The 25924-nt window shown below is 64.5% G+C and carries 19 protein-coding genes; 6 read left to right on the top strand and 13 right to left on the bottom strand.

Annotated elements, in window-relative coordinates; translation table 11 throughout:
* Positions 1-22: 22 nt before the first annotated feature.
* Positions 23-400, top strand: a complete 378-nt coding sequence (locus tag NTZ26_01650; GenBank protein ID MCX6559195.1) for a hypothetical protein — start codon at positions 23-25, stop codon at positions 398-400.
* Positions 401-419: 19 nt separating this feature from the next.
* Here the strand turns inward: NTZ26_01650 and NTZ26_01655 are convergent, their stop codons facing one another.
* Together NTZ26_01655 and NTZ26_01660 are read right to left on the bottom strand one after the other, a co-directional pair.
* Complete coding sequence (locus NTZ26_01655; protein ID MCX6559196.1) at positions 420-1454, bottom strand: alcohol dehydrogenase catalytic domain-containing protein; 1035 nt, start codon at positions 1452-1454, stop codon at positions 420-422.
* Between the two features lie 46 nt (positions 1455-1500).
* Positions 1501-3087: a hypothetical protein gene (locus tag NTZ26_01660; GenBank protein MCX6559197.1), complete on the bottom strand. Its 1587-nt coding sequence runs from the start codon at positions 3085-3087 to the stop codon at positions 1501-1503.
* 142 nt (positions 3088-3229) lie between these two features.
* On the opposite strand from NTZ26_01660, the gene NTZ26_01665 reads away from it, so the two are divergent.
* Together NTZ26_01665 and NTZ26_01670 are read left to right on the top strand one after the other, a co-directional pair.
* The gene (locus tag NTZ26_01665; GenBank protein ID MCX6559198.1) at positions 3230-3748 is read left to right on the top strand and encodes a sigma-70 family RNA polymerase sigma factor; all 519 of its coding nucleotides are present in this window, start codon (positions 3230-3232) and stop codon (positions 3746-3748) included.
* Positions 3729-4664, top strand: coding sequence for a hypothetical protein (locus tag NTZ26_01670; protein ID MCX6559199.1), 936 nt, complete (start codon positions 3729-3731; stop codon positions 4662-4664). The genes NTZ26_01665 and NTZ26_01670 overlap by 20 nt, the downstream gene beginning before the upstream one ends.
* A gap of 22 nt (positions 4665-4686) precedes the next feature.
* Here NTZ26_01670 and NTZ26_01675 read toward each other — a convergent pair whose 3' ends face one another.
* Positions 4687-6027: an acetate kinase gene (locus NTZ26_01675; GenBank protein ID MCX6559200.1), complete on the bottom strand. Its 1341-nt coding sequence runs from the start codon at positions 6025-6027 to the stop codon at positions 4687-4689.
* A 39-nt stretch (positions 6028-6066) separates the two neighbouring features.
* Positions 6067-7065: a phosphate acetyltransferase gene (gene pta / locus NTZ26_01680; protein MCX6559201.1), complete on the bottom strand. Its 999-nt coding sequence runs from the start codon at positions 7063-7065 to the stop codon at positions 6067-6069.
* Between the two features lie 171 nt (positions 7066-7236).
* On the opposite strand from pta, the gene rhaT reads away from it, so the two are divergent.
* The gene (rhaT, locus tag NTZ26_01685; GenBank protein ID MCX6559202.1) at positions 7237-8301 is read left to right on the top strand and encodes an L-rhamnose/proton symporter RhaT; all 1065 of its coding nucleotides are present in this window, start codon (positions 7237-7239) and stop codon (positions 8299-8301) included.
* Positions 8298-9464 carry a hypothetical protein gene (locus NTZ26_01690; GenBank protein MCX6559203.1) on the top strand — a complete coding sequence of 389 codons (1167 nt, stop codon included), beginning with the start codon at positions 8298-8300 and terminating at the stop codon, positions 9462-9464. The genes rhaT and NTZ26_01690 overlap by 4 nt, the downstream gene beginning before the upstream one ends.
* Positions 9465-9517: 53 nt before the next feature.
* Here NTZ26_01690 and NTZ26_01695 read toward each other — a convergent pair whose 3' ends face one another.
* The 9 genes from NTZ26_01695 to NTZ26_01735 form a co-directional block, all read right to left on the bottom strand.
* A complete protein-coding gene (locus NTZ26_01695; GenBank protein ID MCX6559204.1) occupies positions 9518-11524 on the bottom strand; it encodes a hypothetical protein in 2007 nt (668 codons plus the stop codon).
* A gap of 11 nt (positions 11525-11535) precedes the next feature.
* The gene (locus NTZ26_01700) at positions 11536-17514 is read right to left on the bottom strand and encodes a PKD domain-containing protein (GenBank protein MCX6559205.1); all 5979 of its coding nucleotides are present in this window, start codon (positions 17512-17514) and stop codon (positions 11536-11538) included.
* 14 nt (positions 17515-17528) lie between these two features.
* Complete coding sequence (locus tag NTZ26_01705; GenBank protein MCX6559206.1) at positions 17529-19505, bottom strand: hypothetical protein; 1977 nt, start codon at positions 19503-19505, stop codon at positions 17529-17531.
* 139 nt (positions 19506-19644) lie between these two features.
* Positions 19645-20328 carry a methyltransferase domain-containing protein gene (locus tag NTZ26_01710; protein ID MCX6559207.1) on the bottom strand — a complete coding sequence of 228 codons (684 nt, stop codon included), beginning with the start codon at positions 20326-20328 and terminating at the stop codon, positions 19645-19647.
* Positions 20325-21803, bottom strand: coding sequence for a fucose isomerase (locus NTZ26_01715; GenBank protein ID MCX6559208.1), 1479 nt, complete (start codon positions 21801-21803; stop codon positions 20325-20327). Before NTZ26_01715 ends, NTZ26_01710 begins: the two co-directional genes overlap by 4 nt.
* Positions 21804-21812: 9 nt before the next feature.
* Complete coding sequence (gene araD / locus NTZ26_01720) at positions 21813-22499, bottom strand: L-ribulose-5-phosphate 4-epimerase AraD (protein ID MCX6559209.1); 687 nt, start codon at positions 22497-22499, stop codon at positions 21813-21815.
* Positions 22500-22503: 4 nt separating this feature from the next.
* A complete protein-coding gene (locus NTZ26_01725; GenBank protein MCX6559210.1) occupies positions 22504-24210 on the bottom strand; it encodes a ribulokinase in 1707 nt (568 codons plus the stop codon).
* A gap of 91 nt (positions 24211-24301) precedes the next feature.
* A complete protein-coding gene (locus NTZ26_01730) occupies positions 24302-24559 on the bottom strand; it encodes a type II toxin-antitoxin system RelE/ParE family toxin (GenBank protein MCX6559211.1) in 258 nt (85 codons plus the stop codon).
* The gene (locus NTZ26_01735; protein MCX6559212.1) at positions 24546-24779 is read right to left on the bottom strand and encodes a CopG family transcriptional regulator; all 234 of its coding nucleotides are present in this window, start codon (positions 24777-24779) and stop codon (positions 24546-24548) included. Before NTZ26_01735 ends, NTZ26_01730 begins: the two co-directional genes overlap by 14 nt.
* 139 nt (positions 24780-24918) lie before the next feature.
* Here NTZ26_01735 and NTZ26_01740 point away from each other — a divergent pair, with 139 nt between their 5' ends.
* A complete protein-coding gene (locus NTZ26_01740) occupies positions 24919-25653 on the top strand; it encodes a hypothetical protein (GenBank protein MCX6559213.1) in 735 nt (244 codons plus the stop codon).
* The last annotated feature ends 271 nt before the right edge of the window (positions 25654-25924 follow it).

A 25924-nucleotide genomic window follows, 5' to 3' on the forward strand; every position in this document is an offset into this window, starting at 1 on the left:
CATCCGGCGCAGGAGGTCAGCCATGGCCGATATCAGGCGCGATCACGAGCCGCCCGAGGCCGTCGCGGAATGGGGCTGGCGCTATCATCATCTGGGCATCCCGACGACGATCCCGAGGCCCGGAGAAGTCTATTACGCCCATCTTAAAATCCACGTAGCCGGGTTTTCGACCAGCCCCTATGGCGTGGAGTGGATGCGCTTCGACCCGGACTGCCCGATCCACGAGCTTATCCGCGCCGTGCCCCATCTCGCCTTCGTGGTTGACGACCTGGACGAGGCGCTGATCGGGAAGACGCTCCTTGGCCCGCCGTCCAGTCCGTCCGGCGGGGTCCGCGTGGCCATGATTCTCCACGATGGAGCCCCGGTGGAACTGATGGAATTCGATCCTCTCAAGGCATAGTCCGGAGGCGCGGCCCAGCTCAGAACTTGATCGAGGCTTTCAGGACGTCGTCCGTCCGGTCGGCGGCCATGGCGAAGGCCCGCGGGGCGTCGGCGATCGCGAATTCGTGGTTGGCCAGCCAGGCTACCTCGAGGTGCTTGGTCTCGATGAGCAGGAGGGACCGTTCCAGGCAGCGGTTTTGGCGCCGGACATTCCGGATGGCGATCTCTTTGCGCCGCAGGCGGGCGATGGGGTAGGTGATCCGCTCGGCCAGGGGGATGCCGATCTGGAAGATAGTCCCGCCGGGCTTGACCAGCTCGATGGCTTGTTCGATAGCGGCCGGATCACCGCTGACTTCGAACACGGCGTCCAAGCCGAGCGGCTGGCGGTCCAGCACGGCTCGGACGATATCCTCGCGGTCGGGGTTGGAGGACCACAAGGCTCCGGCCCGAAGGGCGGCCTGGGTGCGGGCGTCCGAGCGGTCGCTGGCGTAAATCTCGCTGATCCCGACGGCCTTCAGGGCCATGACCACGCAGAGACCGATGGGCCCTGTCCCCAGCACGCCGATTGAACGGCCCGGATGCCCGCCCCCGAGCTGGATGGCATGCAGGGCGATCGACAAGGGCTCGGCCAGCATGGCTTCGCTCAAGGTGACGCCGTCGGGCAAAGGAAAAAGATTCCGCTCGGGCATGGTGAAGAACTCGGCCAGGCAGCCGTCCTTCTCGCCGGGATGGCCCAGGAATCCCACCGTTCGACAGGTATGGGGCCGCCCGCCCCGACACTGGTCGCAGCGGCCGCAGGAGATGGCGGGCTCGACGGCCACGCGGTCGCCGGGCTTGACCTTGGTCACGGCCGGCCCGACGGCTTCCACGAAGGCCGAGCATTCATGCCCGACCACGGCCGGGTAGACGACCTTTTCGCTCCCCACTTGGTCGGAGATGAAATAATGCAGGTCGCTCCCGCACAAGCCGGCCACGGCCGTCCGCAACAGGACTTCGTCGGGCGCTTGGATCTTCGGGTCCGGAAGGTCGCGGACTTCAACCGATCGGACTCCGGTCAAAACAACGGCTTTCATCTGGGAAACCTCGCCTTTGATGATAGCAGAAGGCGGCCGCTCCCGCCTAGCGTCCTTCTTCCGTTTTCTTCAGCAAGGCCGACTGGATTTGCGGATCGACGATCCGGGTCATGCGGTAGATGGAGGCCCGGCGGCCGTCTCCCTGCTTGTCGGGATTATAGAAGTCCCAGACGATCTTCCCGTCTTTCGTGATCTCAAACACGCGCCCGCCGCTGGTCTCCGTGATCAGGGTGTTGCCGTTGCCCAGGCGCTGGGCGGTGCCGCCCCAATTGGAATAGAACGGCGCCGGGCCCGCGTCGCGATACTCCCAGACGATCGATTTGTCGCGCGGGTCGAGCTCGATGATGCGGGAGTATTTCCGCTTCGTGCCGTTGTCGAAGACAAGCAGGTTGCCGTTGTCCAGAAGCGTCGGGTGGTGCTGTTCCTGGAGGTCGCCCGGCCCCCAGGCCCAGTTCAGCGTCTCGGCCTCGATGTCGACGATCCCGATGAGGTTGAGGGACCGCATCGACACCAGGACGTTGCCGCGGCGGCCCAGGCCGGGCACGTCCCGGCCGAGGATCGAGATGGAATTGGTGTGAAAAGGGTCAAATGAGGTGACGCGCGGGAGAAGGAGCCGGCCGGACAGCCTGGCCGTGATCGCCCGCCAGAAGAGGTCTTGGGGGTTGATGATCCGGGCATAGATGGCGACGACGTTCAAAATGGACAGCTGTTTCTCGAGGACCTTGTAGAGGGAGATCTGTTTCTTGACAACCCCTTCGGGCGACAGGACGACGACATAATCGTCCACGATCGGCACGGGCAGGAAGTGGAGCAGCACGACCTCTTCCCGGCTGATCAGCGTGTAGATGTCCTGGTTGTCCGCCCCGGCGATCTCGTGGTGGGTCCTCATCGGCTTGCGCCAGAGAACCCGCGAATCCCAGTCCAGCCTCATCAGCTCGGTGTCCTCGACGCAGACCAGGAGATCGCCGTTGGCGCAGGCCGTGACGTACTGCCAGCGGTAGGGCGATTCCTGCGGCAGCCATGTGTGCAGGGTGTTCCCCGCCATGTCCAGAAGACAAGCGCCCGGCTTGTAGTAGGAATTGTAGAGATTCAGGCCGGGGAACGCGGCCGCAGGATCGTAGACCAGCACGCCGTCCTTCTTTTCGACCCTGTGATCCACGTGCGAGAGATACGGCAGCGACTCGAAGGCCGCCGCAGTCGCGGGCCGGCCGCCCGCGGGGAGGGCTTGGGCCGGCTTATGAGGCTGAAGAACGTAGATGATCGGCGCCGCCACGATGAGAAGCGACAAGGAGATCCAGACGGCCTTCCTCCAACCGGGCCCCCGCTGCCAGCCCAGCGCCGCCAGCACGACCAGGAGGGCGATTCCGAGGACGATGGAGATTTCGCGCTGCCGCAGAGCCTGCGCGGCGAGGAGGAGGATCACCAAAGCCAGGATGATCGGATTCGGCCTGATCGCCCGGAGGAGGACGATGGCGGCTACGAAAAAGACAGCTTGCCCGTAGAGGATCAAGACGAAGGGATCATTGAGGGATCCGATCAAATATCCAAGAACGATGGCGATGCCCGCGAAGATCAGAATGTTGCGGAGCCGTCGGCGCTTCGGCGCGCGGACGGGGTCTGGAGGTATCGGCATGGTGCTTATCCGGATTATTATAGCAGGAAGCCTGCGGAGTTGGCTTGCGTCCCGGAAAACCCGCCATTTAGAGCCAAACGTGGGTTTTCGCCGGGCTCGGCCGTCATAGGTAGTGAACGCCTTCTTCAAAGGAGCCGAAGTCGTGACTGAAGAACAATGGATGACGATATACCGGGAAACGGTGCACCCTCTCTACGCGTACCTGGCCCGGCGGACCGGCGGTATCCGGGAGCTGAGCGAGGACATCGTCCAAGAGACCTATCTCCGAGCCTTGAAAAGCTGGGGCCGCATGGCTGCTCCAGACGCGCCGCTGGCTTGGTTGAAGCGGGTGGCCCTGAACATTCTGATCGACCACCTGCGGCGGTTCAAAGGCGCCTATCGGGTCGAGCTCGACCCGGAGGGGACATCCGGAGCGGGACCTGCCAAGGACCCCGCTAAAGCTTTGGATATCTGCCTGGCCGTGTCCGCCCTGGGCGGACGGAAAGCCCAGGCTTTGGAGCTGTTCTATTTCGACGGGAAGAGCGTCCGGCAAATCGCCTCGGAGATGGCCATCTCCGAGCGCGCCGTGGAGGGGCTTCTCAGGCGGGCCCGCCGGTCCCTGCGGACGAAGCTTCCCGAAATCAACGACAACGGAGGAGATCATGAGCGAGACCCTGAATAAGAACCTCGTGCCCGACGGGCGTTTCGTCGAGAACCTGGAGTGGCAGCTGGCCTCGGAATATCGCCGGACCCGGCTCTCGCGGCCCGCCCGCGGCCGGATCGCCGTGCCGCGGGGTATGGCGGCGGTCGTCCTGGCGGTGGCCTTCCTGACGACCGGCGTCACCGTCATCAAGGCGTCCGAGATGATCAAGGACTCCTGGCGGAAGAAGATCGAGATCGCCAGGGCCGAGACGGACGTCCGACTGGCCGAATCCCGGCTGGCCGTCCTGCAGGCCGAGGCGGCTCAGACGGGCCGGCAGGTCAAGATAGGACTGGTCGGTATCGACGAGGGGAAGACGACGGCCTTGCAGGCGGCCGAGGCCGAGCTGGGCGTCAAGAGGTCCCGGGTGAGTCTGGACGAAGTCAAGGCGACGGGCGAGCCGGCGCGGGACGAGCTCTTCGCCCCTCGGGCGGGCGGACGGGACTTCGTTCTGGAGCGGCTCCAGCTGGACCTGGAGAAGACCGAGCTCGGGATGAAGATGGTCGCGGTCCGGGCCGACCGGCTCAAAAACCTGTGGGCCGTGGGCATGGCTGCCGAGACGGAGATGGCCGATTCTCGGATGGCGACGGCCGTTGCCGCCGCGAAGGTCGAAGAGATTCGGGGCCGCATCGAGCTTCGCAAAAGCTTCCTGGACGGGAAGGCCGGCGCCGCTGAGGTCGAGATCCGGGGCCGTCTGGCCGAGGCTTCGAAAAGCCTCAAGGCCGCCCAGTCCAAGGTCGAGGCCCTGCAAGTGAAGATGGAGCGATTGACGACGATGGAGGGACTGGGCTTGGTCTCGGCGACGGAAGCGGCCCGGTTGAAGTCCGAGCTGGAATCCGCCCAGGCCGAGATGAGGCTGGCCGCCGTCGAGAAAGACGCCCTGGAGAAGGCCCGCTGAAAACGGGCCTCCTCGGGCCGGCTTACTTCTTGGGCTTGACCTGGATGTCCTTGAGGCCCGGCTTCCTCTCGCATTCCTTGCGGAAGTCCTGCTCGCGCTGCGAGTTCTCGTAGGCGGGCGACTGGAAGCGGTAGGTGAAGCGGGTGTGCTCGTCGTATTTGCCCTCGAGGATGGCGATGACGTCCTCGATGTTGACCCGCTCCTCGTCGGTCGGAATGACGAAGACCTTAACCTTGGAGTCGGCAGCCGAAATCTCGGTCTCGGCGTTGCGGGTCTTGGCCAGGGCGTTCTTGGCCTTGTCCAGCTTGATGCCCATGAACTCCAGGCCCTCGAGCGCTTTCTCGCGGATGAGATCCGACATCTCGCCGACCCCGGCCGTGAAGACGATGGCGTCCGCGCCGCCGATCGCGGCGGCGTAGGCGCCGATGTACTTCTTGACCCGGTAGGCCTCGACGTCCACGGCCAATTGGGCCCGGGCGTCGCCCGCCTCGGCCGCCACCTGGATGTCGCGGCGGTCGGTGTACTTGCCGGTAATGCCCAGGACGCCCGACTTCTTGTTCAGGATGTCATTCATCTTGCCCGGGGCGATGCCTTCCTTCTCCATGACCATCAGATCGATGGCTGCGTCGTGGTCGCCGGACCGGGTGCCCATGACCAGGCCCTCGAGCGGGGTCAGGCCCATCGAGGTGTCGTAGGAGACGCCGTTCTTGATGGCGTTGGCCGAGACGCCGTTGCCGATGTGGAGGCAGACCAGATTGGTCTTAAAAGGGTCCTTGCCCAGCAGCAGCGCGGCCCGCTTGGCCACATAGAGAAACGACGTGCCGTGGAAGCCGTAGCGGCGCACGCCGTACTTCTCATACCACTCGTAGGGCAGGGCGTACATGTAAACGTGGGGCGGCATGGTCTGGTGCCAGGCCGTGTCCATGATGGCCACGTGGGGGATGGACGGCAGGACGTCCATGGCCGCCTCGATGCCCAGGACGTTAGGCGGGTTGTGCAGGGGGGCCAGGCCGTACAGGCTCTTGAAGGTCTCGATGGTTTCCTTGGTGATGAGGGCCGACTTGGTGAACTTCTCGCCGCCGTGGACGACCCGGTGGCCGACGGCCGAAATCTCCTTGAGGTCGGAGACCACCCCGATCTTGGGGTCGAGCAGGGTGTCGATGATCAGCTTGATGGCGTCTTTGTGGTTGCCGCACTCGTGGTCGAACTTGATCGGCTCGCGGCCCAGGCCGGCCTGGTTGATGTAGCTCTTGCCGATGCCGACCCGCTCGACCACTCCGGTGGCCAGGGTTTCTTTTTTAGTGTAGTCGTAGAGGCGATATTTGACGGACGAGCTTCCGCAGTTCAGGGACAGGACTTGCATGGCGTTCTCCTTGGCTTCTGTTCTAGAAAGACCCCGTCCTCACAGGCCGGCGGCCTGGAGCGAGGTGATGGCGACTAAATGGACGATGTCGTCCACTGAGCAGCCGCGGGACAGGTCGTTGACCGGCTTGGCGATGCCCTGCAGGATGGGCCCGATGGCCTGGGCCTTGGCCAGCCGCTCGACCAGCTTGTAGGCGATGTTGCCGGACTGCAGGTCCGGGAAGACCAGGACGTTGGCCTGGCCGGCGATGGGCGAGTTGGGGGCCTTGGACTTGCCGATCTTCGGGATGATGGCCGCATCGGCTTGCATCTCGCCGTCGATCTTGAGCCCGGGTGCCATTTCCTTGGCCAGGGCCGTGGCGCGCTTCACCTTCTCCACCATCTCATGCTGGGCCGAACCGTAAGTGGAGAACGACAGCATGGCCACCCGCGGCTCCATGCCGCCGAGAACCCGGGCCGTCTCGGCCGAGGCGATGGCGATCTGGGCCAGCTCGGCGTCCGTGGGGTTGGGCATGACGGCGCAGTCGGCGAAGACGAACTTGCCCTGGTCGCCGTACTCGCAGTCGGGGACGATCATGATGAACGAGCTGGAAACGATGTTGATCCCCGGCTTGGTCTTGATGATCTGCAGGGCCGGCCGGATGGTGTCGCCGGTCGAGTGGAGGGCGCCGGAGACGAGCCCGTCGGCTTCGCCCTTGTGAACCATCATCGTGCCGTAGAAGACGGTGTCGGTCATGAGCTTGCGGGCCTGTTCGACGGTCACGCCCTTGGCCTTGCGGGCCTCGTAGTAAGCCTGGACGTATTCCTCGAACTTGGGCGAGGTGGCGGGATCGACCGAGGGGACGCCGGAAACATCGACGCCCTGTTCCTTGGCCACCGCTTCGATCTTCTCGCGGTTGCCGACCAGGACGATCTGGGCCAGCTTCTCGTGCAGGATCTGGACGGCCGCCTTGACGGTGCGGGGCTCTTCGCCCTCCGGCAGGACGATCCGCTTGGGGTTGGCTTTGGCCTTCGCCTTAAGGTTCTCGAGCAATGTCATAAGTGCTTCTCCTCGACCAAAAACGATCCCCCGAGGATGATTCGAATTCGGTCTATTTCTTAGAAAATCAAGGATTTGAAGGCGTATTTTCGCTTTCCGGGGGGGGAAAGTCAAGTTCCAGCCCGGGATGCGTTGATTTCCGGCGGGGGCCGTTGTAATCTAGCGGCAATCATGTCTGCTTATCCCTTTCTCGGTGTCTTTCTGCACGGGGTCGGCGGCCTGGCCGCCGGAAGCTTCTACCTGCCATACAAGCGCGTCCGCGGCTGGGCCTGGGAGCGCTACTGGATCACCGGCGGCGTCTTCAGCTGGATCGTCGCGCCGTGGATCGCCGCCTTCCTGACCTCGCCCCGGCTCCTCGAGATCCTGCGCGGCGCCCCCGCCCGCAGCCTCTTTTGGACTTATATTCTGGGCCTGCTCTGGGGTGTCGGCGGGCTGACTTTCGGCCTGTCGATGCGCTACCTGGGCCTCAGCCTCGGCATGGCCCTGGCCCTCGGCTTCTGCGCCGTCTTCGGCACCATCGTCCCGCCCGTCTTCCAGGGCCAATTCGGCAGCCTGGCCTCGTCCCTGTCCGGGCAGATCACCCTGGCCGGCGTCTTCGTCTGCCTGGCCGGCATCGCCGTCTGCGGCCGGGCCGGGGCGCGGCGCGAGAAAGAGGTTCCGACCGCGGACCGCAAAGCGGCTTCGCCCGAGCTCAATTTTGCCAAAGGGATCTGGGTGGCGGTCTTCTCGGGCGTCATGAGCTCGTGCATGGCCTTCGCCTTGGCCGCCGGCAAGCCTATCGCCGAGCGGGCCCTGAGCCTGGGGACGCCGAGCCTGTTCCAGAATTTCCCGGTCCTGATCGTGGCCCTGGCCGGCGGGTTTACCACCAACGCGATCTGGTGCGGATACCTGATCCGGCGCAACCGGGCCAAGAACGCCGCCGCCGCGGCGGCCGGGCCGAAGGCGCCGTTCTGGCCCAATCTGATCTTCTCGGCTCTGGCCGGCGTCACCTGGTATATGCAGTTCTTCTTCTACGGCATGGGCACGACCCGGATGGGCCGCTACGACTTTTCGAGCTGGACCATTCACATGGCCTTCATCATCCTCTTCAGCAACCTCTGGGGGATTTTGCTGCGCGAATGGAAAGGCTCCCGGCGGCGGACGATGTGGCTTGTGGCGGCCGGACTGCTCGTCCTGGTGGCCTCAACCGTGGTCGTCGGGGCCGGCAACTACCTGGCCGCGGTGAAGGGCCGATGACCTCCCGCGAGCGGGTCTTGGCGGCGCTCGACCATCGCGTCCCTGACCGCGTCCCGATCGACCTGGGCGGGAACCAGACCGGCATTCACCGCGTCGCTTACGAAAACCTGATCGCCCGGCTGGGCTGGAGCGAGCCGATCGAGATCATGGATCTGGTCCAGCAATTGGCCCGGCCCTCGGAAGCCGTGCTGCGAAGGCTGGGAGTCGACACGCGGTACGTCGCCGCCGGCGCGCCCGCCGGTTTCAAGGGCGGCGTCGTGCGCCGCGAGCGGGATGGCCGGTTGTGGGAGGACTTCCAGGACGAATTCGGCGTCGTCTGGTCCAGGCCCGAGGACGCCCCGAACTACTTCGACATCAGCCATTCCCCGCTCGCGGGGCTGTCGCTCGACGAGATCAGGCAATACCCGTTCCCCAACGGCGGCGACCCCAGCCGCTTTGCCGGCTTGCGCGAAAGGGCCTTGACGCTGCATCGCGAGACGCCCTACGCCGTCATCTCGGGCATCTCGGGTGTGGTCTATGAGATCTGCTGGTACATGCGCGGCCTGGAAAATCTCTTCATCGACATGATGGAGCAGCCCGAAATCCTCGAGACGCTTCTCGACCGCACGCTCCGCTACTGGCTGGATTGGTTTCGTGGCTTCCTGGACGAAGCCGGCGACGTCGTCGACGTCATCATGATCGGCGACGACCTGACGGGGCAGGATGGCCCGCTCTTTCCGCCTCGCATCTACCGGTCGATCGTTCAACCCCGGCAGAAAGCGCTCGTTTCTTACATCAAGTCCCGCACCCGGGCGAAAATCTGGTACCACTCCTGCGGCTCGATCCTGCCTTACATCCCGGACCTGCTCGACAACGGGATCGACGCCCTGAACCCGGTCCAGGTCGCGGCCCGCGGCATGGACCCGGCCTCTCTCAAGGCCCGCTTCGGCGACAGGCTGGTTTTCTGGGGAGGCGGGATCGACACGCAGAAAATCCTGCCGCGGGGAACGCCGGCCGAGGTGAGGGAGGAAGTCCGCCGCAACATCCGGGCCTTCAGCCCCGGCGGCGGTTATGTCTTCGCCAACGTCCACAACATCCAGGCCGACGTCCCGCCCGACAACGTCCTGGCCCTCTTCGACGCGGCCCGGGATTTCGGCATCTACGGCCCGAACGCTGCGGGCTGAATTCGGCTCTCGACCCGACCGGGAAAGAAGAACCCGGCCCGAATAAACGGCTTTTACCTTTGGATAGACACGGCCGGCGATGCGGGCCCGTATACCCCGCTCCGGGTCCGATAAGCGATTCTGTATTCGGCTTTGCCGTGCGCCGGCGGGTCGGCGTCCACGACTTCACCGCCCCGCGAGACCGCGGACAGGATCACCCAATCCTTCTCGGCCGCGAGCTTCCTCTCCAAGACCGCTTCCAGGCCTTGCGGCGCCGGTGCGAACAGGATCCTGACGAACGGGCTCGGTTTGAGGATGAGATCGGCCCTGGGCGCGGCCGGGGCCGGAATAGGCGGCGGCCCGATCCGGACCCAGACGGCAGCCGACGGATCGCTGCGATTGCCGTTGGGGCCGATGGCCACGACCCGGTACCAGTATTCCGCCCCGGGCTCGACAAACGGATCGGTGGAATCCCGGGCCGCGGCGGGGAGGGGACGGCCCAGGACAACCCCAATTTCGCGCGGATCGCCGCTGCGCAGGACGACAAATTGGGCCGACCTGGACTCGGGTTGGCCCGGCCGGAACCGGACGACGGCCTTGCCGCCGCCGCCGTCGCCCGAAAGGATTTCGGGCGCGGGCGGCAGGGAGCGATCGGGGACCACGACTTCAACCGTTGCGCTCGGCGGACTCTCCTGGTTGTCCAGGGCGATGGCCCGTACTCGGTAGCTCCACGTCGCCGGGCCTTCCGAGCCGCCGTAGTCGTCGTAGATCGTTTCGGCGGCGATATGGTCGTTCAAGCGCACCCAGTCTCCATTTTTGTCTTTCCGCTCGACGAGGTAACCAGCCAGGATAGAGCCGGACGTCCCTTTCCAATTCAAGCGGATTCGGGTCCGCTCGAGCTCCGCCGTCAGACCCGCGGGGCGGGCCGGAGGGCTCGCGCTTTTTGGGGACGCGGAAACGACCATGGATCGCGGGCCCTCCCGGTGATTCGCTCCGAGAACCTGGATTTGATAGAAATAGCTCAGGCCGCCCTTGACGTCGGCGTCCTCGTAGCGCGTGTTTCCGGCAGACAGACCGTCCGGCAAAAGGGAAGTAAAGGGCCCCGCGGGCGTCAGCCCGCGCCAAACCAAGATCTTTCCCGGCCGCGCCTGGGCCGGAGCCTTCCATTCCAGGACATTGCGGCCTTGTCCGCCGGTCGCCTTGAAATCGACGGGAGGCTCCAGGGCGGCGTGATCGTAATGGTAGACCGAAATCTCGGCCGGACCGCTTCTCCGGCCGAAGGCGTCGGCCCCGAAGATCCGGTACTCGACCAGCTTCTCCAGGGGCGCCTCCGCGTCGACAAGAACCGGCGCTTCCGGGTTCAGGTTGGCCGCCAGCAGAAGCGGCTTGGCTTGGATCGCGACGAAGGGGTCGTTTTCGGTTTTCCTCTCGACAAAATAGGCGTAGGTGACCTGGGCGGTGGGGTCCGCGGACCTGGTCCAGAAGAGGCGGACGCCTTCGGCAGCGGACAAGGCTCTCGCCGCCGCGGGAGCGGGCGGGGGGAGGGTGGGAACGGATGCGTCCACGGCCGGGCTTTGATAAGAGAGGCCGGTGGGCCTGCCGTCGATGGTTAAGCTGACGACCCGGTAGGACTTTTGCCCGGCCGGGATCTTGTCCAGGGTGGCCGAGAATCCTGCGGCCCGAGCGAAAACGGGGTCGGTGACGATGTCGCCTAAGAGGACGAAATAGAATGACTCCCGTTCCTGATCGGACGAAAAAGACGGCAGCCCTTTGGCCAGGGTCTTGAGCAAGGCGGCCTTTTCCGGCGAAAAAGATGCCGCTGACGGAATATCGCCGGCCCTGACGCGCTTCAGCTCCCGGCCGGACTGGTCAAGGATCTGCCAGCCTCCGGCCGTCCAGCCGGCCCGGGGGACAGGCCAGAGGAGACGCACGACGCCGCCGCCGTCCGAAACCGCCAGACAGGCGTCGGCTCGGGCGGGGCCCGGTGCCTGGCCTCCGACGGAGGCGATGAGAAGACCGCCGACAAGGAAGCCAAGGGCGAGGAGAACGATAAGAGCCGGGAGAGGATGGTGTTTTTTCATGAAGAATCTCCTCAGAGAGCCAGCCCCACTTCAAGATCGGCCGTTCCCAGGATGCCGAAATCGAGATGCGCCACAGCTTTCATGAACGTCGGATTGGGAACATGGGCGGAGATCGTCGCCGAAACCTCGAAGCCTTCGCAGATGCCGAAGGCGCATCCCCCCGCACGGACGCCCTGCGACCACGATCCTTCCATGAAGAATGGATCGATGCCGATGGCCAGGCCGATATCCATCCAGGACCTGACGTAGCCGTTGAGGAGGCTGGGGCCGACGTTCAACTCGAACTTCTGGGAGCCGCCCATGCGGAGCCCCTTGCTGTCGAGCTCCAGATAGGAGTCCGCGCCCCCGATCTTGAAGATCGTGGCCTTGATCCGGGGGCCCGCCTTGCGGCCGGCGTAGACGTACCAGCCTCCCGGGCCGAAGTAGGCTGCGATGGCCGGCTTTGCTTCGGTCCCAAGGTCGAAATTGATCAGCCCGCCGAAAAGGTCCAGCCCGCCCCAGACCTTGGCGTTGACGGCCTTGTTGTAATAATTGATGTATCCGCCGAAATTGCCCATCTGCATGAGCTGGGCATTCTGGAAACCCATTTCGGCCGAGCCGGCGGTGCTGAGGATCATGTACCCATCGGCCATGATCGTAAACCGGTCCGTCGTCCCGATTGTCATGACGGCCGCGAAAGCGGCCGTTCCGGCCATGTCGGGAATCGCTTCGGCCAGGCCGCCGTGCCGGAAGACCTCGGCCGGGAAGTTGTAGGCGAACCCCCCTCCGATGCCGAAAATGGCCAACGGCACCGGGCTTAAGGGAAGGACCAGATTGTCATACTTGGCGAAGAGCAGGAAAAAGCTCTTGCCGTTCTGATAGCCGAGGACGAAGGCTCCTTTGACGCTTTCGCAACCGAACATGGCCAGGTCGATCTCGCCGCCGAAACGCATGTTTTTCCCGGCTTTACCGGCCAGAGCCGCCGCGGCGAACGGGCCGGCGGATCCGGCGGAGCCATCCTCCGCCGGGTCGGCAGCGTTCGGATCATAATTATAGGATGGCGATATGGCGCTATCGATCTCCTGGCTTCCCAGCGGAAAGACGACCTGGCTCGAGAACGGAGAGTTCCAGGGCCCTTGGACGGCATGGTCCGCGCCTCCCGAGGAATAGATCCGGTAGTGGATGAGGACGGCGGTCGCCGGAATGTAGCTCGAATCGGGCGAGATCGAGATTTCGGTTTCGATGCCGAAGGCCAAACGGTCGGCGCCGCTCGCTGCCGCATCGACTTGGACGCCCTTCAAGGCGGCTGTTGCTCCGCCGAAGACCGCGTTCCCGGATAGGCCGACATGGGTGCCCCAGGTCGGCCCGTCAAAATAGGTCCGGCCGTCCGTTCCGAAGTTGAGCCCGTTGAGGTGGAAGGCGGCGAACGGCTTGCCCTCGGCTTCGGTTGCGACCGCGGCATGCCCTCGGGCTCGCCAGCCGCGGGAATCCCTGCCCCAGACCAGGCCGTCCACGGTCATGGTGATGCGGCCTTTGTCTGCATATTGGATGGTAACGGGATCGGCCGTCAGGCCCGACCAATTCGTTCCGTACCCCTCCGCGTCGCTGATCAGCTGGAGAACGGCATCGCCTTTCAGGATCGCCTCGATCCAGGGCACGTGGATGGCGCAGAGGAAATACGTCCCTTCGGGCTTGTCTGCGGCGACTTTAAAGTCCAAGTGGTTGAAGGAAACCGAGGCCTGATCGACTTTGGCCGAGAAGCTCCCGCTTCGGACTGAACCGTATAGCCCTCCGTCCTTGATCCGCCAGGGTTCGAGATTGGTCATGGCCGGCGACTGCGTCCCGGCCAACCCGAAGGTGGCCGGGGTGACCACCGCCTGATCGAGGTAGACGCCGAGCCAGTCGGGCCCGGCGGCTTCGCCGGACGCGTTCGACGGCGCGGCTTGGCGGCTGAAGTCCACGGTTACGGCCGGGGCTTCGATTCGGAAGCCGGTCAGGCCGATGGCCGACTGGCTGAGAGACAGCCCCGCAGCCATCCAATCGCCCTCGGTATTCAAGGAGCCGGCGGCCGATTTCCAGGCCGGCGGCTGCCCGGCATTGCCTGCGGCCGAAGCCAGGAAGGATCCATGCACGCCCTTCAGCTCCAGGTCGAAGACTGCCGTCAGGGGGGTCAAGGCCGGGCCGTCAACCTGCCCTTGGAACCGCTTGAGAAGCCCGCTGATGTTGGCCGGGAAGGCGAGCGTCCCGCCGTTCACGGGAGTCGCGTCCAGGGTCCCATGCAACAGGCGGCCGCTCGATTCTTCGATCGTCCACCCGGCGAAGGCTGTTCCGGGCGCGAAGGCTTTCTCGACGGCGGCGCCCGCCGTTCGGATATTATAGATCAGGGTTCCCTTGCCGCTGTAAACCTCGCCCTGGAGCTGAATGCTGCTGCCCAGGTCGGAGATGGTGAATTCGCCCCCGCTGGTCGGAAAGAGGATCCGGCAGAACTTGACGTCCCGGACTTCGTTGACGATGTAGCCTTTTGTTTCGGACGTCAGGCGGGTGCCGGGCCCGAGGGCGGAATCCCCGGCCCAGGGGCCGTTCGGGGATGAGGGGGCATCGTAGTTCTTCAGGGCATCGTTGAGGTAGACGACGGCCGGCCTTCCCTTGGTCTCGGGGTTCGGCGAAAGGAGCCCGATCTGGGGGACGGCCAGGCCGGCTTTTTCTTCCAGGGCCAGCTTGGCCGCGAAGGGATCGTATCCCTGGCCTCCGACGGCGGCAGCGGCTTCGCCGGCCGCCGGACCCGAACCGTCCTTCTTTAGCGGCGGCCCGGTTTTTTCAGTCAGGATCGCCAGCAGGTTCGCGGCGGCCTGGTTGACGCTTCCGCCCAATCCGGCCATGCCGTATTGGGGGGTGAATTCGGCCCGCGCTTGGACGTTGTGTTTGCCCAGGACGGCCACCGAAAACGGCTGGGACGTGAATACGAAATCATCCACCTCGGCGTCGGCGCAGCCGGTCTTGGCGGCCGGACCGAGATTGGCGCGTTCCTTCGAGGCCAGGGTATAGGTCTTATTCTGGACCGGGATGCCATCGACGAGCCAGGTTATTTCGACCGATCCGGCGCCGAAATAGCGGAGACGGGCCCGGGCGATGAGGGCTTGGTCGCATTGTACGGCGACGGCATAGATGCCCGCATAGGCGGCGACGAGGTCTTTGCGGATCATGACCCCGTCCTGAGACGAGCCTTTCCCGGGCAGGATGATGTCGTGGCCGGGGAAATTGAGAATCTCGAGCGAGACGAGATGCACCGGCCCTGCGGCGCATTGGTCGGCGTAGTGGTTGATCAGGATGTTGGAACAGAAGATCATGTAGGCCCGGGGCAGGGCGGTGGACAGGGGGTTCGGTTCCTGCTCCTGGCCGCTCATGGGCAGAGGGCCTTGGGCGGATTCCAAAATGATTTTGTAGGGATCGCCCCCGGGCTGCGGCGGCGTCACGGCCTCGCCCAAGGCGGCGTAAAAGTCGGTCTTGGGCGCCTGGATGTCGTCTTCCGAGAGCTGGAAGACCCGGATGGTATGGGTCCCCTCGGCTTGGTAACGGTGGCTCTGCCACAAGCCCCCGTTCAGAGTGATCTTCTTCTCTTTGGACCAGCTCCCTCCCCCCTCCATTTTGCCGATGACGGGCACCGCGGACGAGCCGTCGCCCCAATCGATGAACAGGTTCTCGATCTTGACGGAGTTTCCCGCGGCGACGTGCGAAGCGTAGGGAGATTCCTTGAGGGAGAACGAGCCCTTGAGCTCGATGAGGTCTCCGACGAAATTGGCGTTGGAAGTCGGAGTGTTCGGCCCGGCTTTCTGATCGCGGTCGCCGGCCGTCTTGTTGACGGCCTGGATAGAGTTCCCGGCTTTCTGGGAACCCGCGCCGCCGCAGGCCAGGCCGGTGAAGGTCGAAGGCAGGTTGAACAGCCATAGCTCGGAGACGGCTTCCTCCACCGGCTGCTGCAGATAGGTCTTGCCGCCCGGCGACTTGGAATCGCGGACGCATGGGTAGACGCGAAAGGCCGCGACCTGCCAGGCGATGTCGGCCCCGGCTTTGAGCCCTTCGGCGTACAACGATTCGTAGGTGGGGCCCGATTCGCCGCTCCCACCCCCGAACAGGCTGAGGTCAGAGACCTGGGCAAGATTGTTCTGCCCGGTCAGGACGAGGCCGGTATTGACAACCAAGCCGGTGGAAGGCTTAAGGGCTTCGAAAAGCTCGGCCAACACGTCGCCCGAAAGCCGCAGAGATTCCGGCGATCCCGGCAGCTGCTTTTTGAGGACGAGCTTCTGGCCGGTCGGCTTGAAGAACCGGACTTCGACGTAATCGTAATAGGCGAACGGCAAATCCCATTTCAGAAGGGTGGCGTCGTCGATGGTCGAAAGATGGAGATACTTGTCGCCGATGGGCGGAGTCTCCATGACGTCTCCCTTTTGGACCGGGGCGCCCGGCGGCGGATAAGCCCAGAACCAGGGGGACTTGAGCTCGATGGCGAAGCGCGGAATTTCGGAAAGGTCCGGGCAGACCAGGTTCGGAGTCGCCTCGGGCTTGGGCATGACCGTGACGCCGACCGTGATCTTGCCCGGCCCGTCATTCGTCCCGGTGAGATTGGAGGCCTTGACGGAACGGTCCCCGAGTTTGGCCGTGGGCGAGACGAAAACCTTGAGCTTGGCCCGGGAGCCGGCCTGGAATTGGGGGGCTTGGACGATGCCGACGCCGAATCCGAAGGCGAAGGAGGTTCCCTGCGTCAGATTCCGGCCGTCCAGTTGCAGCTCGTATTCTTTGCCGCGCTCCAGCTCGCCCGGCGTGACCGTCTCGACGATGGGGCCGGCGTTTGCCGGCCGCCCGGCGACGACCGTGTAGGCGATGGGCGACAAGCTGAAGGCGGTGTGAGGCTGGAGAAACCGAAGCTCCACGGTATGGGGCCCCGGTGTTGCCGTGGGTAGGCCGGGCAGAGTGCCGGAGCTCATGGTGATCGACTGGGCGAAGGTGAGGGTTTGGCTGTCCGTCCGGAACGGCTGACCGTCGACGCGCCATTCGACCTGAATGGTCCCCGTTCCCTCGAACTTCAGGTCGGCGAAGGCGGCCAGACCCGTCGTGTTGCGCGGCACCAGCTTCGAAGTCTTGCCGTCCGCGAACCGGAGAACACCGTAGCTGACGTCGAACCCGGCCAACGGGCCTTGCGAGGGGGCCACGGAAACCGTCGTCGAGCCCGTCCAAGGGGAATTGCCGCAATTGTCCTGGGCCGTCACTTGGAACGCGCCGGGCTTGGCGTAGATGTGGCTTGCCGCGGTCGTGCCTTGGGCCAGGATGGTTCCATCGCCGAAGCTCCACTTGATGCAGCCCGTAGTGAACTGGATGGCCTGGAACTGGACCGCCAGCCCCGTTTTTGGGGCGGCGGGCGAGAATTGGATCTGGCGCTTGTTCGTCACCGGCACGGACACCGTCGTCGGCGCCGCGCTGCCGCCCTGGTCCCGGGCTTGGACGAGGAAAGCTCCGGCCGCGTTGAACGTATGAGTCTGGACGGCGCCGCCGTCGTTGATGGTGACGCCGTCGCCGAAGTCCCAATCGACGGTGTTCGGGGTGAGGAAGTTCTGGGCCTGGAAAGTGACCGGCTCGCCGACGTTGGGCTGGGACGGGGAGAAGACGACGATGCGGTTGGGCGCCGGGACCTGGACGGTGGCTTGTTCAGTTATAGGCGCCGCAGCGCCGCTGGCTAAGAGGTAAAAATAGGAAACCGACACCGGAAAAGACCCGGAGGAGGCATACGCGTGGGAGGCTGTCAGGACGAGGACCGTGGTCTGAAGGCTGGTCCCATCCCCGAAGTTCCAGGTGATCATACGGGACCTGTCGAGATTGGGTTGGGCGGGATTCAGGACGAAGGTCACCGTTTGGCCGATTGCGGGCTGGGCCGGCGAGAAGGTCACGGTCGCCGCCAGGGGGAGGGCCGAAGCCAGGACCAGGATGAGGATGAGGGTGATCGGTCGAAGCCTTGACATGGACGCCTCCTTGCCTAGAACGAGTACGTCAGCCGGACGGCCGCTCGCCACGCTTCCGTCGTTTGCCCGGACATCTGGGTCCGGATATATTGCGCCCGCAGGGAGACGATGGCGTCGCCCAGCCGGATCAGAGGACGGAGGTTCAGATTGAGGCCCGTGTCCGCCGAAATGGATTTGACCGTGCCCCCCGCTCCCATCCGGGAGTCGCCGGCGGACCCGGTGACGTTCCAGGAGAGCCAGCGGCGGATGATCGTCAGATCTCCGTTGAGGGAGGCGAATAGGGATGTCGTTTCCACGCCCGCCCCCGTCTGATCGACCCGGGAGTAGCTGAGAATCGGAAACAGGGTCAGCCGATCGGGGATTAGGATCTGCAAGCCGGCCATGGCCGAGGTTTGGGACCCTTGCATGGCCGGCGTCAGAGGACAACGAAGATCCGCCTTCTCCCCCGATGCGGAGACGCGGAGCCAGGAGGCCAGGCCGAGGTCCAGTCCGGCGGACAGTCCGGTCTTCTCCAGGGTCCCTTCGAAAGCGGGATAGGGATTCCAAGCTCCCGTGGCGAATCGCGCGTCCTGTTTTTCGCTGACATAACCGACCCGAATCGAGGACGAGGCGCCGATCTGCAGGCTGACGTCGGCCCGCCCCTGGTTCAGGCTCGCGGTGGCCAGATCGGGATCGCTGTCGACGTTGGTTTCTTCGGACCGGAAAGAGCCGCCGACCCGGACCGGGCCGACGGCCAGGCCTGCGGAAGCGTCGAAGCCCCGGCGATCGTTCTGGAGAAACGGCTGGCCGACGGTGTTGAAGTCCTTGTCGATGGAGCGATAGCCGGCCTGGACGTCGAGCGCCCCCTTGTGGAACGTTCCGCGGAGCCGGTAAGCCTGTCCCGGAGTCAGGCTTTCGCCGTCCTCCAGATTGGCGTCGTAACGTCCGGCGGCAAACTCGGCCTGGAGGTCCAGGCTTTCGCCGAGGAGGCGCGACTCGCCGATGAAAGCCAGGACCTGGCCTTTCCGGCGGTGGAAGAGAGAGGACGTCCCGACGTTGACGCCGAGGGCGGGATCGTCCTCGCCCGAGACAAAAACGGCTTTCACGGACAGCGCCTTGGCCAGGGTCAGACCCGCCGTCCCGCCGACGAGCGAGGCGCCGGACTTGGGCCAGCCGAGGCCTTTGAATCCCCGCGCCTGCTGGGTGGCCGAGGTGAAGACGCGGAAAGCGAAGGTCTTGCCCTCGAAGCCGTACGCGAGGCCGCGGCGGCCGAAGGAGGCGATGGTGAATTCGGATTCGGAGAGGTTCAGATCGCCCATCCGGAAGGAGTGGTTTTTGACCGTGGCCGAGAAGCTGAGGTCGGGCAAGTCAAACGGGTCCTCCCCCGCGACGGGTTGATTGGCGTAGGCAAGACGGGCGCCCAGGTCCAGGGCCAGCCCTTCCTTGCGGTAGCCATACTCCAGCCGGAGATGGTGGGCCTGGTTGAATCCGGAGGGCGTTGCGCCTTCGCCTTCCCTGACGATGAGGCTTTCGGCGCTGCCGTCGAGATGGAGAGGAAAGGGGTTGGCCGCTCCGGCGCCCTGGGAGGGCGGTGCGGGTGCAGTCGGCGCGACGACGGCGCCTGCGGGCGTCGCGTCGGTGACCGTGAAAACGGCGCTCGGAGCGCCCTCGGGGAGGTAAAGGATTTTTTCGCCGAGCTTATAGGCCAGGTAATACGCGAGTGACGGCCCGGCCAGGGCCGCGGTGTCGAGCCGGCCTTCGTAGGTCCGTCCGTCTTTAGACTCCAGAATCAGGCTTTCATAATCTTCCGCGTTCGGAGTCTTCCAGAAAACCATCAGCCATTCGAGCCGGGCTTCGCTTTCGACGCGCAGGGCCAGGGGCTCGGTCTTGAGAAAACGCGCCGGCGGCGCATGATGAAGGTCCTCGGCCGGGGGAGATGCGGCCTGCCCTTGTCCGGATAGGGCGAGGATGGCGGCCACAAAAAAGGTCAGGACGCGAGTGCCAAACTTCACGGGAATCCCCTTGAACGTCGAGCTCATTCCTCTCGTTGAAAGGCCTTTACGCGGCTTCGTCGATGGGCAAACTGTATGCTGGGATTGGGGCCTTGTCAAGGATGCCGGGAATGCGCCCGAAGGCCGAAAAAACGAAAGCTTATCCGACGTCTTTTCTGAGCAGCGCGATGCGGGCCGCGTGCAGGCCGCGGAAGAGGGCCGCTTCGCGGATGACTGTCCACCCGGCCGCCTCCGCTTCGCGGGCGAAGCCGTCGCCCTCGATCATCCGGATCTTGCGGGGGCTCTTCTTGCGCAGGCGGCGCAGGGCCCGCTGGGCCTTGTGCAGGGCGTTGGAGCGGTAATAGGAAATGACGGCCCAGCCGGCCGAGACGCGGGCGAACTCCGTGAGGATGACTTTTCGATCGGCCGGGTCGTGGATGTGGTGCAGGAGGCGCATGCAAAAGACCGCGCCGAAAACGCCCGGGCGGAAGGGCAGGCCGTTCTTGGCGTCGGCGGCGACACCCGGCCTGCCGCTCGTCTCGTCCGCCCGCCGGACCATCTCGAAGGACAGGTCGGCGTTGACGGGGCGGGCGCCGATCTCGATGAGAAGCGGCGCGAAGCGGCCGTACCCGCAGGGCAGATCCAGGACGAGCCCCGTCGATGCCGCGGACCCGGCGGCCTTGAAGAGCCGCCGGGTGATACGGCGCTCGCGGGCCTGGACCATCCGCTGGTCCCAGCTTTTGTAGCGGCGCCGTTCGTAATCGCGCACGCCCTCGGTCGTGAACGGCGACTTGGCCGTGCCGACCGGTCCCGCCGCCGGCCCTGGGCCGGGGTCAGGGCTCAAAACGGGTTCTCCGTCGGGTAAGGCCGGCTCGCCGGCCGGTTGACGCCGATGTCGTCGACACCCAGCATCCGAACCGCCGCATAAAGGGCCTTGCCCGCGGGCGCGAAGGCTACGGCGGTGTGGTGGGGGAAGCGCTTCTCGATCAGGACATGGCGATAGAAGCGGCCCATCTCCTTGACGGCGATGACACCGATGCCGCCGAACGACTTCGGGTCGATGTCCAGGACTTCGCCCTCGGCCATGTAGGAGCGGAGGACGGCGTCGGCCGTCGCCTGGAGCCGGAAGATCGTCACATCGCCGACCTTGATCCGGCCTTCGAGTGTGCCCCGGGTGATGTCGGGGTCCTTCCCTGGCTCTATCAGCCGGTGCATGATGAGCTGGTGCTTGAGCCCGCCCTCGATCAGGCAGGACGAGGACGTGTTGCCGCAGTGGAAGCCCATGAACAGGTCGGTGGGCTTGTAGCCGTGGAGGGCCTTGCCGGCCGCCTTGTACATGTCCATGGGGACCGTGTTGTTGATGTCGAGCAGGGTGGCCGGGCGTTCGGTGGCGCAGACGGCCATGTACTCGCTCAAGGCGCCGTAGATATCCACTTCGCAGGCCACGGGGATGCCGCGGCCGGCCAGACGCGAGTTGACGTAGCAGGGCACGAAGCCGAAATACTTCTCGAAAGCCGGCCAGCACTTGTCGGCGAAGACGCCGTATTTCGAGGCGCCCAGGTTGGCCTTCATGAAATGGGTCAGGGCGACTTCGAACTGGGCCAGCTTCTCGAGCAAATCGGGATAAGCGTTGCCGGCCCCCAGCTCCTTGGCCATGTCCTTGGCCACGGCCTTGACCTCGCGCGCCCCCTTGGCCTGGAGGAAGGCGTCGTAAAGGTCGAGCTCGGAGTTCTCCATGACCTCGACCCCGAGGTCGTAGAGCGGCTTGATGGGGGCGTTGCAAGCCAGGAAATCCTGCGGCCGGGGGCCGAAGGCGAAGACCTTGAGGCTCTTGAGCCCCAGCTGAATCCGGGCGACCGGCAGGAAGTCCGCGATCATCCCGGCGATCTCGTCCGCCGTTCCGACCGGGTATTCGGGTATGTAGGGGTGCAGCTTGCGCAGCCCGATGTTGTAGGAGGCGTTGAGCATGCCGCAGTAGGCGTCGCCCCGGCCGTCGATAAGGTCCTTGCCCGTCTCCTCGGCCGCGGCCGCGAACATCACCGGCCCGCCGAAGCGCTGGGCCAGGATGGTGGTAGGGCCCTCGGGCCCGAAGTTGCCCAGGAAGAGGACGAGGGCGTTGACGCCGGCGGCCTTCAGCTTGTCCAGGGCCTCCAGGGCGTGGGCCTCGTTCTCGACGATGGTCGGGATCTCGGCGATGCGGATGCCCTTCTCGCGGCAGGCGGCGGCGAGCTTGATTCGGCGGCGGCAGGACAGCTCGATCGGGAAGCAGTCGCGGCTCACGGCCACGAGGCCCAGCTTGACGGCGGGGATGTTGATCATGATCGCTCCTTACTTTTGTCCGTAATAGGCCCGGGGGCCGTGCTTGCGTTGATGGTGTTTGCGAAGAAGATACTCGGGCAGAGCGGCGACACGGGGCTCGACTTGCAGAGTCGCCAGGGCCATGGCGGCCACGAGTTCTAGGGCGACTGCGTTATGAACCGCTTCTTCCGGGGTTCGGCCCCAAACGAACGGTCCGTGGCCGGCGACGAGCACGGCCGGCATGGCCGCCGGGTCGAGCTTGGCGAAGCGTTCGATGATGACCTTCCCGGTTTCGATCTCGTAATCGCCTTCGACTTCGGCCCGGCGCAGAAGCCGGGTCACCGGGACCGGCCCCGCGAAATGATCGGCGTGGGTCGTGCCCAGACAGGGGATGGACCGACGGGCCTGGGCGAAGGCCGTGGCCGCGGGGCTGTGGGCGTGGACGAGGCCGCCGATCCAGGGAAAAGCTCGGTAGAGGACCAGATGCGTCGGCGTGTCCGAAGAGGGGCGAAGCTTGCCCTCGACGATCTTCCCGTCCCGGTCGACGAGAACGATGTCCTCGGCCTTCATTGTTTCGTAGCCGACGCCGCTGGGCTTGATGGCCAGCAAGCCGCGCTTGCGGTCGATGCCGCTGGCGTTGCCGAAAGTCAGGACGACCAAGCCGTGATCGACGAGGTCCCGATTGGCCTGCAGGACGCTTGCCTTGAGCTTGTCCAGCATGTCATTTCTCGGCCAGGACGCGGTCCCGGATGGCCAGCAGGCTTTTCATGAGGGGATAGAGGGCGCCGGGGGCGTCTTTGATGCCGAAGGCGTCGTGGAGCCTGCGGTAGAGGGGATAGATCTCAGCGTAGATTTTGCGGCGGGCTGGATCGGGTTTGTAGGATCGGGCCTTGACGCCGCAAATCGCCGCTTGCGCCGAGGCGAAGTCCTTGAAACCGCCCGCCGCGGGTCCCGCCGCCACGGCGCCGGCGATGGCCGAGCCCAGGGCGCAGGTTTGGGCCGAACGGGCGACCTTCATCTCCAGCCCGATCACATCGGCATAGATCTGCATGACCAGGGGATTCTTTTCGGCGATGCCGCCGCAGTTGACGACCCGGTCGATCCCGACGCCATATTCCCGAAGCCTCTCGATGATGGTCCGGGCGCCGAATGCGGTCGCCTCGATAAGAGCCCGGTAGATCTCGGCCGGCTGGGTGTGGAGCGTCTGCCCGACGAGCAGCCCGGTCAGGCGCTGGTCGACCAGGATCGTCCGGTTGCCGTTGTTCCAGTCTAAAGCCAGCAAGCCGGATTGCCCGGGCCTGATTCGGGTGGCTTCCTTGGTCAGCGCCTCGTGTGAGCCTAGACGGGGGCCGCCCGGTTGGATGCAGTCCACGAACCAGTTGAAGATGTCCCCGACGGCCGATTGCCCGGCCTCCAGCCCGAAGGCGCCCGGCAGGACCGAGCCGTCAACGATGCCGCACAGCCCGGGAATGTCGGCCAGCGGCTTGTCGCTCGGCCAGACCGCGATGTCGCAAGTGCTCGTGCCGACGATCTTGACCAGCGTTCCGGGGACGATGCCCGAGCCGATGGCGCCCAGGTGGGCGTCGAAGGCGCCGACCGCAACGGGCGTCTCTTCCGGCAGGCCTAGGGCCGCGGCCCAGGCCGGCGACAGCCCGCCGGCGACGACGTCAGCCGTGTAGGTTTTATCGAAAAGCCGGGCTCGAAGCGCCCCTAACTTTGGGTCGAGCTTGGTCAGGAAGTCCGCCGCCGGCAAGCCGCCCCAGGCCGCGTTGAATAGGGCCTTGTGGCCCGCGGCGCAACGGCTCCGCTTGATGCGGTCGGGCCGGGTGTCGCCGACCAGGGCGGCCGTGATCCAGTCGCAGCATTCCACCCAGCTTGCGGCGGCGACGAAAACGGCCGGGTCGACCCGCAGGCAATGAAGAATCTTGCTGAAAAACCATTCCGAGGAGTAGGTGCCGCCGCACTTGGCCAGATACTCGGGATGCTCCCGGGCGGCCAGGGCGGTGAACTCGGCCGCTTCGGCGAACCCGGTGTGATCCTTCCACAGCCAGGCCATGGCGTTGGGGTTGCGGGAAAACTCTTTTTTGAAGCAGAGGGGCAAGCCGTCTTTGTCCACCGGGATGGGTGTGGAGCCGGTCGTGTCGACACCGATGCCGATGATCCGGGCGGGCTTGAAAGAGCGGTCCTTTTTACGGGCCTGGGCCAGGGTCCGCCGGACGACGACCTCGATCCCGTGCAGGTAGTCGGCCGGATGCTGGCGGGCCAGGTCCGGATTGCGGGCGTCCAGGATGATGCCGGCCCTCCCGCTGGGGTAGGGGAAGACCGAGGTCGCGACCTCGCGTCCATTGCGGATATCGACGATCAGGGCCCGGACGGAATTCGTCCCGAAATCGAGCCCGAGGGCAAAGGCGGCGGCCGGCTTGGGCATAGCTCTCTCCTAGAGGGGAACGGCGTCCCCGGATACCTGCCTATGATAATCCAGGCGCCGGGAAGGAATAAAGAGGCAGCCACCGGTAGTATCAGCGATAAACGTCTTTGCGGTTGCCTATCTTGACGATCAGCACGGCCTTTTCGCGGTCATCGATGGCATATACGATCCGATAATCACCCTGGCGGATTCGGTATCTTTCCTCTCCCGAGAGCTTGGAGACGCCCTCGGGACGAGGGTTCCCGGCGAGGTCCGAGATTCGTCCAATTATGCGGACTAAGTCGGGGGCGGGCAATTTGCGGAGTTCTTTCTCCGCGGAAGCCCGAAAGCCGACCTTATAGCTTGCCATCGGCTTTCAGTTTTTTGACCACGTCCTCGAAGGAAACTATTCTTTCGTTTTTCCGTTCCTCGAATGCTGCTAGATCCTCGGCATCCTCGCGCAAGGCCAAGCGGACGGCATTGTTGACCAGGTCCGAGACGGAATATCCCGTCTCGGCGGCTTTAACCTTGAGCGCTCGATGCAGATCTTCTTGAAGATAGACTGTGTATCTTTTCGTGTTTTCACTCATCAACGTTTTCCTCTGGGCCTATTCTGACATTAAAACGCTAAAACATCAAGATGCTAATACTCCGCCGGGGAAATAAATCGCCAAGTTGTATGTATGTCGGAGTGATGGGTTATAGTCGTTCTATTATTGAGGAGGGGCGATGATGAGATTCATTCGGATCAGTTTAGCAATAGGGTTCTTGTCGGTTCTTGTTTTAACGGGATGGGCGGTTGAAAAAAACGCCGTCTTATCCATCCGTGTCTTCACGATTCTCCCGTTGCAAGGAGTCGTTTTTGGCGGCGCCGGCGGGAAAGGTGGAATCGTCGGTCGGCAGACAGCCGGCGATGTCACTTCGGCTTTTCCGGACGGCGTCGTGGTCCTTTCGCTGGAAGCCCCGGGCGGGCTCACGGACGCGGATATCGGACGCACGATCCGGAATAGCGTTAATTTCCCTATGGGGGAGGAAATCAGGAAGAAGGCGGGACCCCCGTTTGAAATCGCAATTGAGCCCGTGGGCGCACATCGTCTGGCGCTGAGCGGGGGCGGGGATGATGAATTCGGGCCGTCGGCGGAGGAGGAATCTTATTCAAAATCCCGATCTCACGGTTATCCTCTTCATTATTGGTTGGCTTGTACGATCATTAAGCGTGATGAAAACGGCCTCATCGCGCGGATTTCTTTTCGAGGCGGTTGGATCCAAACGCCTCTGTCACAGGGCAGGACGCCCCCTGCGGACTCCGAGGCTGCGCCGCGATGGGCGAAATCCGAGGCTCCGAATCTGCTGAGTCAGACGATCGATATACGCCCAGGGCGGATCGTCCTGATCGGATTCCCTTCCCGCGATTTCGGTCCCCGCGGGACCGTCTATTGGCTGGCGGTTCAGATCATCGCGTAAAGAAGGATCATCCACCATCCCCGGGAAAGGAGCGCGGATCGGGGTATCGGCCAACGGCGAAATGCGGAGTTCCGCCCTCGCGGGGATTGTCGAAGCGACGTCCCTACGAGGACTGCGAAGCGCTTGAGGCGCCGAAGAGAGCTGTGGGAAAAGGCGAAAAGAGCCCGAAGCCGCCGGGCCAATACCCCGAGCCGCGTTTCCAGGGGATGGGAGATGGACCTTTAAAATATCTTACATGACGCGCCGTTCTCGCCCCTCACTCCGCGACACA

The sequence above is a fragment of the Candidatus Aminicenantes bacterium genome, from assembly GCA_026393855.1.
Classification (GTDB): Bacteria; Acidobacteriota; Aminicenantia; order Aminicenantales; family UBA4085; genus UBA4085.

What these genes read in the sequence shown, in the direction of transcription:
- rhaT (MCX6559202.1), top strand. Translation starts at nt 7,237, where the DNA reads ATGTCTGCTTATCCCTTTCTCGGTGTCTTTCTGCACGGGGTCGGCGGC.
- NTZ26_01700 (MCX6559205.1), bottom strand. Translation starts at nt 17,514, where the DNA reads ATGTCAAGGCTTCGACCGATCACCCTCATCCTCATCCTGGTCCTGGCT.
- pta (MCX6559201.1), bottom strand. Translation starts at nt 7,065, where the DNA reads ATGACATTGCTCGAGAACCTTAAGGCGAAGGCCAAAGCCAACCCCAAG.
- NTZ26_01725 (MCX6559210.1), bottom strand. Translation starts at nt 24,210, where the DNA reads ATGCCCAAGCCGGCCGCCGCCTTTGCCCTCGGGCTCGATTTCGGGACG.
- NTZ26_01730 (MCX6559211.1), bottom strand. Translation starts at nt 24,559, where the DNA reads ATGGCAAGCTATAAGGTCGGCTTTCGGGCTTCCGCGGAGAAAGAACTC.
- NTZ26_01660 (MCX6559197.1), bottom strand. Translation starts at nt 3,087, where the DNA reads ATGCCGATACCTCCAGACCCCGTCCGCGCGCCGAAGCGCCGACGGCTC.
- NTZ26_01740 (MCX6559213.1), top strand. Translation starts at nt 24,919, where the DNA reads ATGATGAGATTCATTCGGATCAGTTTAGCAATAGGGTTCTTGTCGGTT.
- NTZ26_01675 (MCX6559200.1), bottom strand. Translation starts at nt 6,027, where the DNA reads ATGCAAGTCCTGTCCCTGAACTGCGGAAGCTCGTCCGTCAAATATCGC.
- NTZ26_01735 (MCX6559212.1), bottom strand. Translation starts at nt 24,779, where the DNA reads ATGAGTGAAAACACGAAAAGATACACAGTCTATCTTCAAGAAGATCTG.
- NTZ26_01655 (MCX6559196.1), bottom strand. Translation starts at nt 1,454, where the DNA reads ATGAAAGCCGTTGTTTTGACCGGAGTCCGATCGGTTGAAGTCCGCGAC.
- NTZ26_01690 (MCX6559203.1), top strand. Translation starts at nt 8,298, where the DNA reads ATGACCTCCCGCGAGCGGGTCTTGGCGGCGCTCGACCATCGCGTCCCT.
- NTZ26_01650 (MCX6559195.1), top strand. Translation starts at nt 23, where the DNA reads ATGGCCGATATCAGGCGCGATCACGAGCCGCCCGAGGCCGTCGCGGAA.
- NTZ26_01670 (MCX6559199.1), top strand. Translation starts at nt 3,729, where the DNA reads ATGAGCGAGACCCTGAATAAGAACCTCGTGCCCGACGGGCGTTTCGTC.
- NTZ26_01715 (MCX6559208.1), bottom strand. Translation starts at nt 21,803, where the DNA reads ATGATCAACATCCCCGCCGTCAAGCTGGGCCTCGTGGCCGTGAGCCGC.
- NTZ26_01695 (MCX6559204.1), bottom strand. Translation starts at nt 11,524, where the DNA reads ATGAAAAAACACCATCCTCTCCCGGCTCTTATCGTTCTCCTCGCCCTT.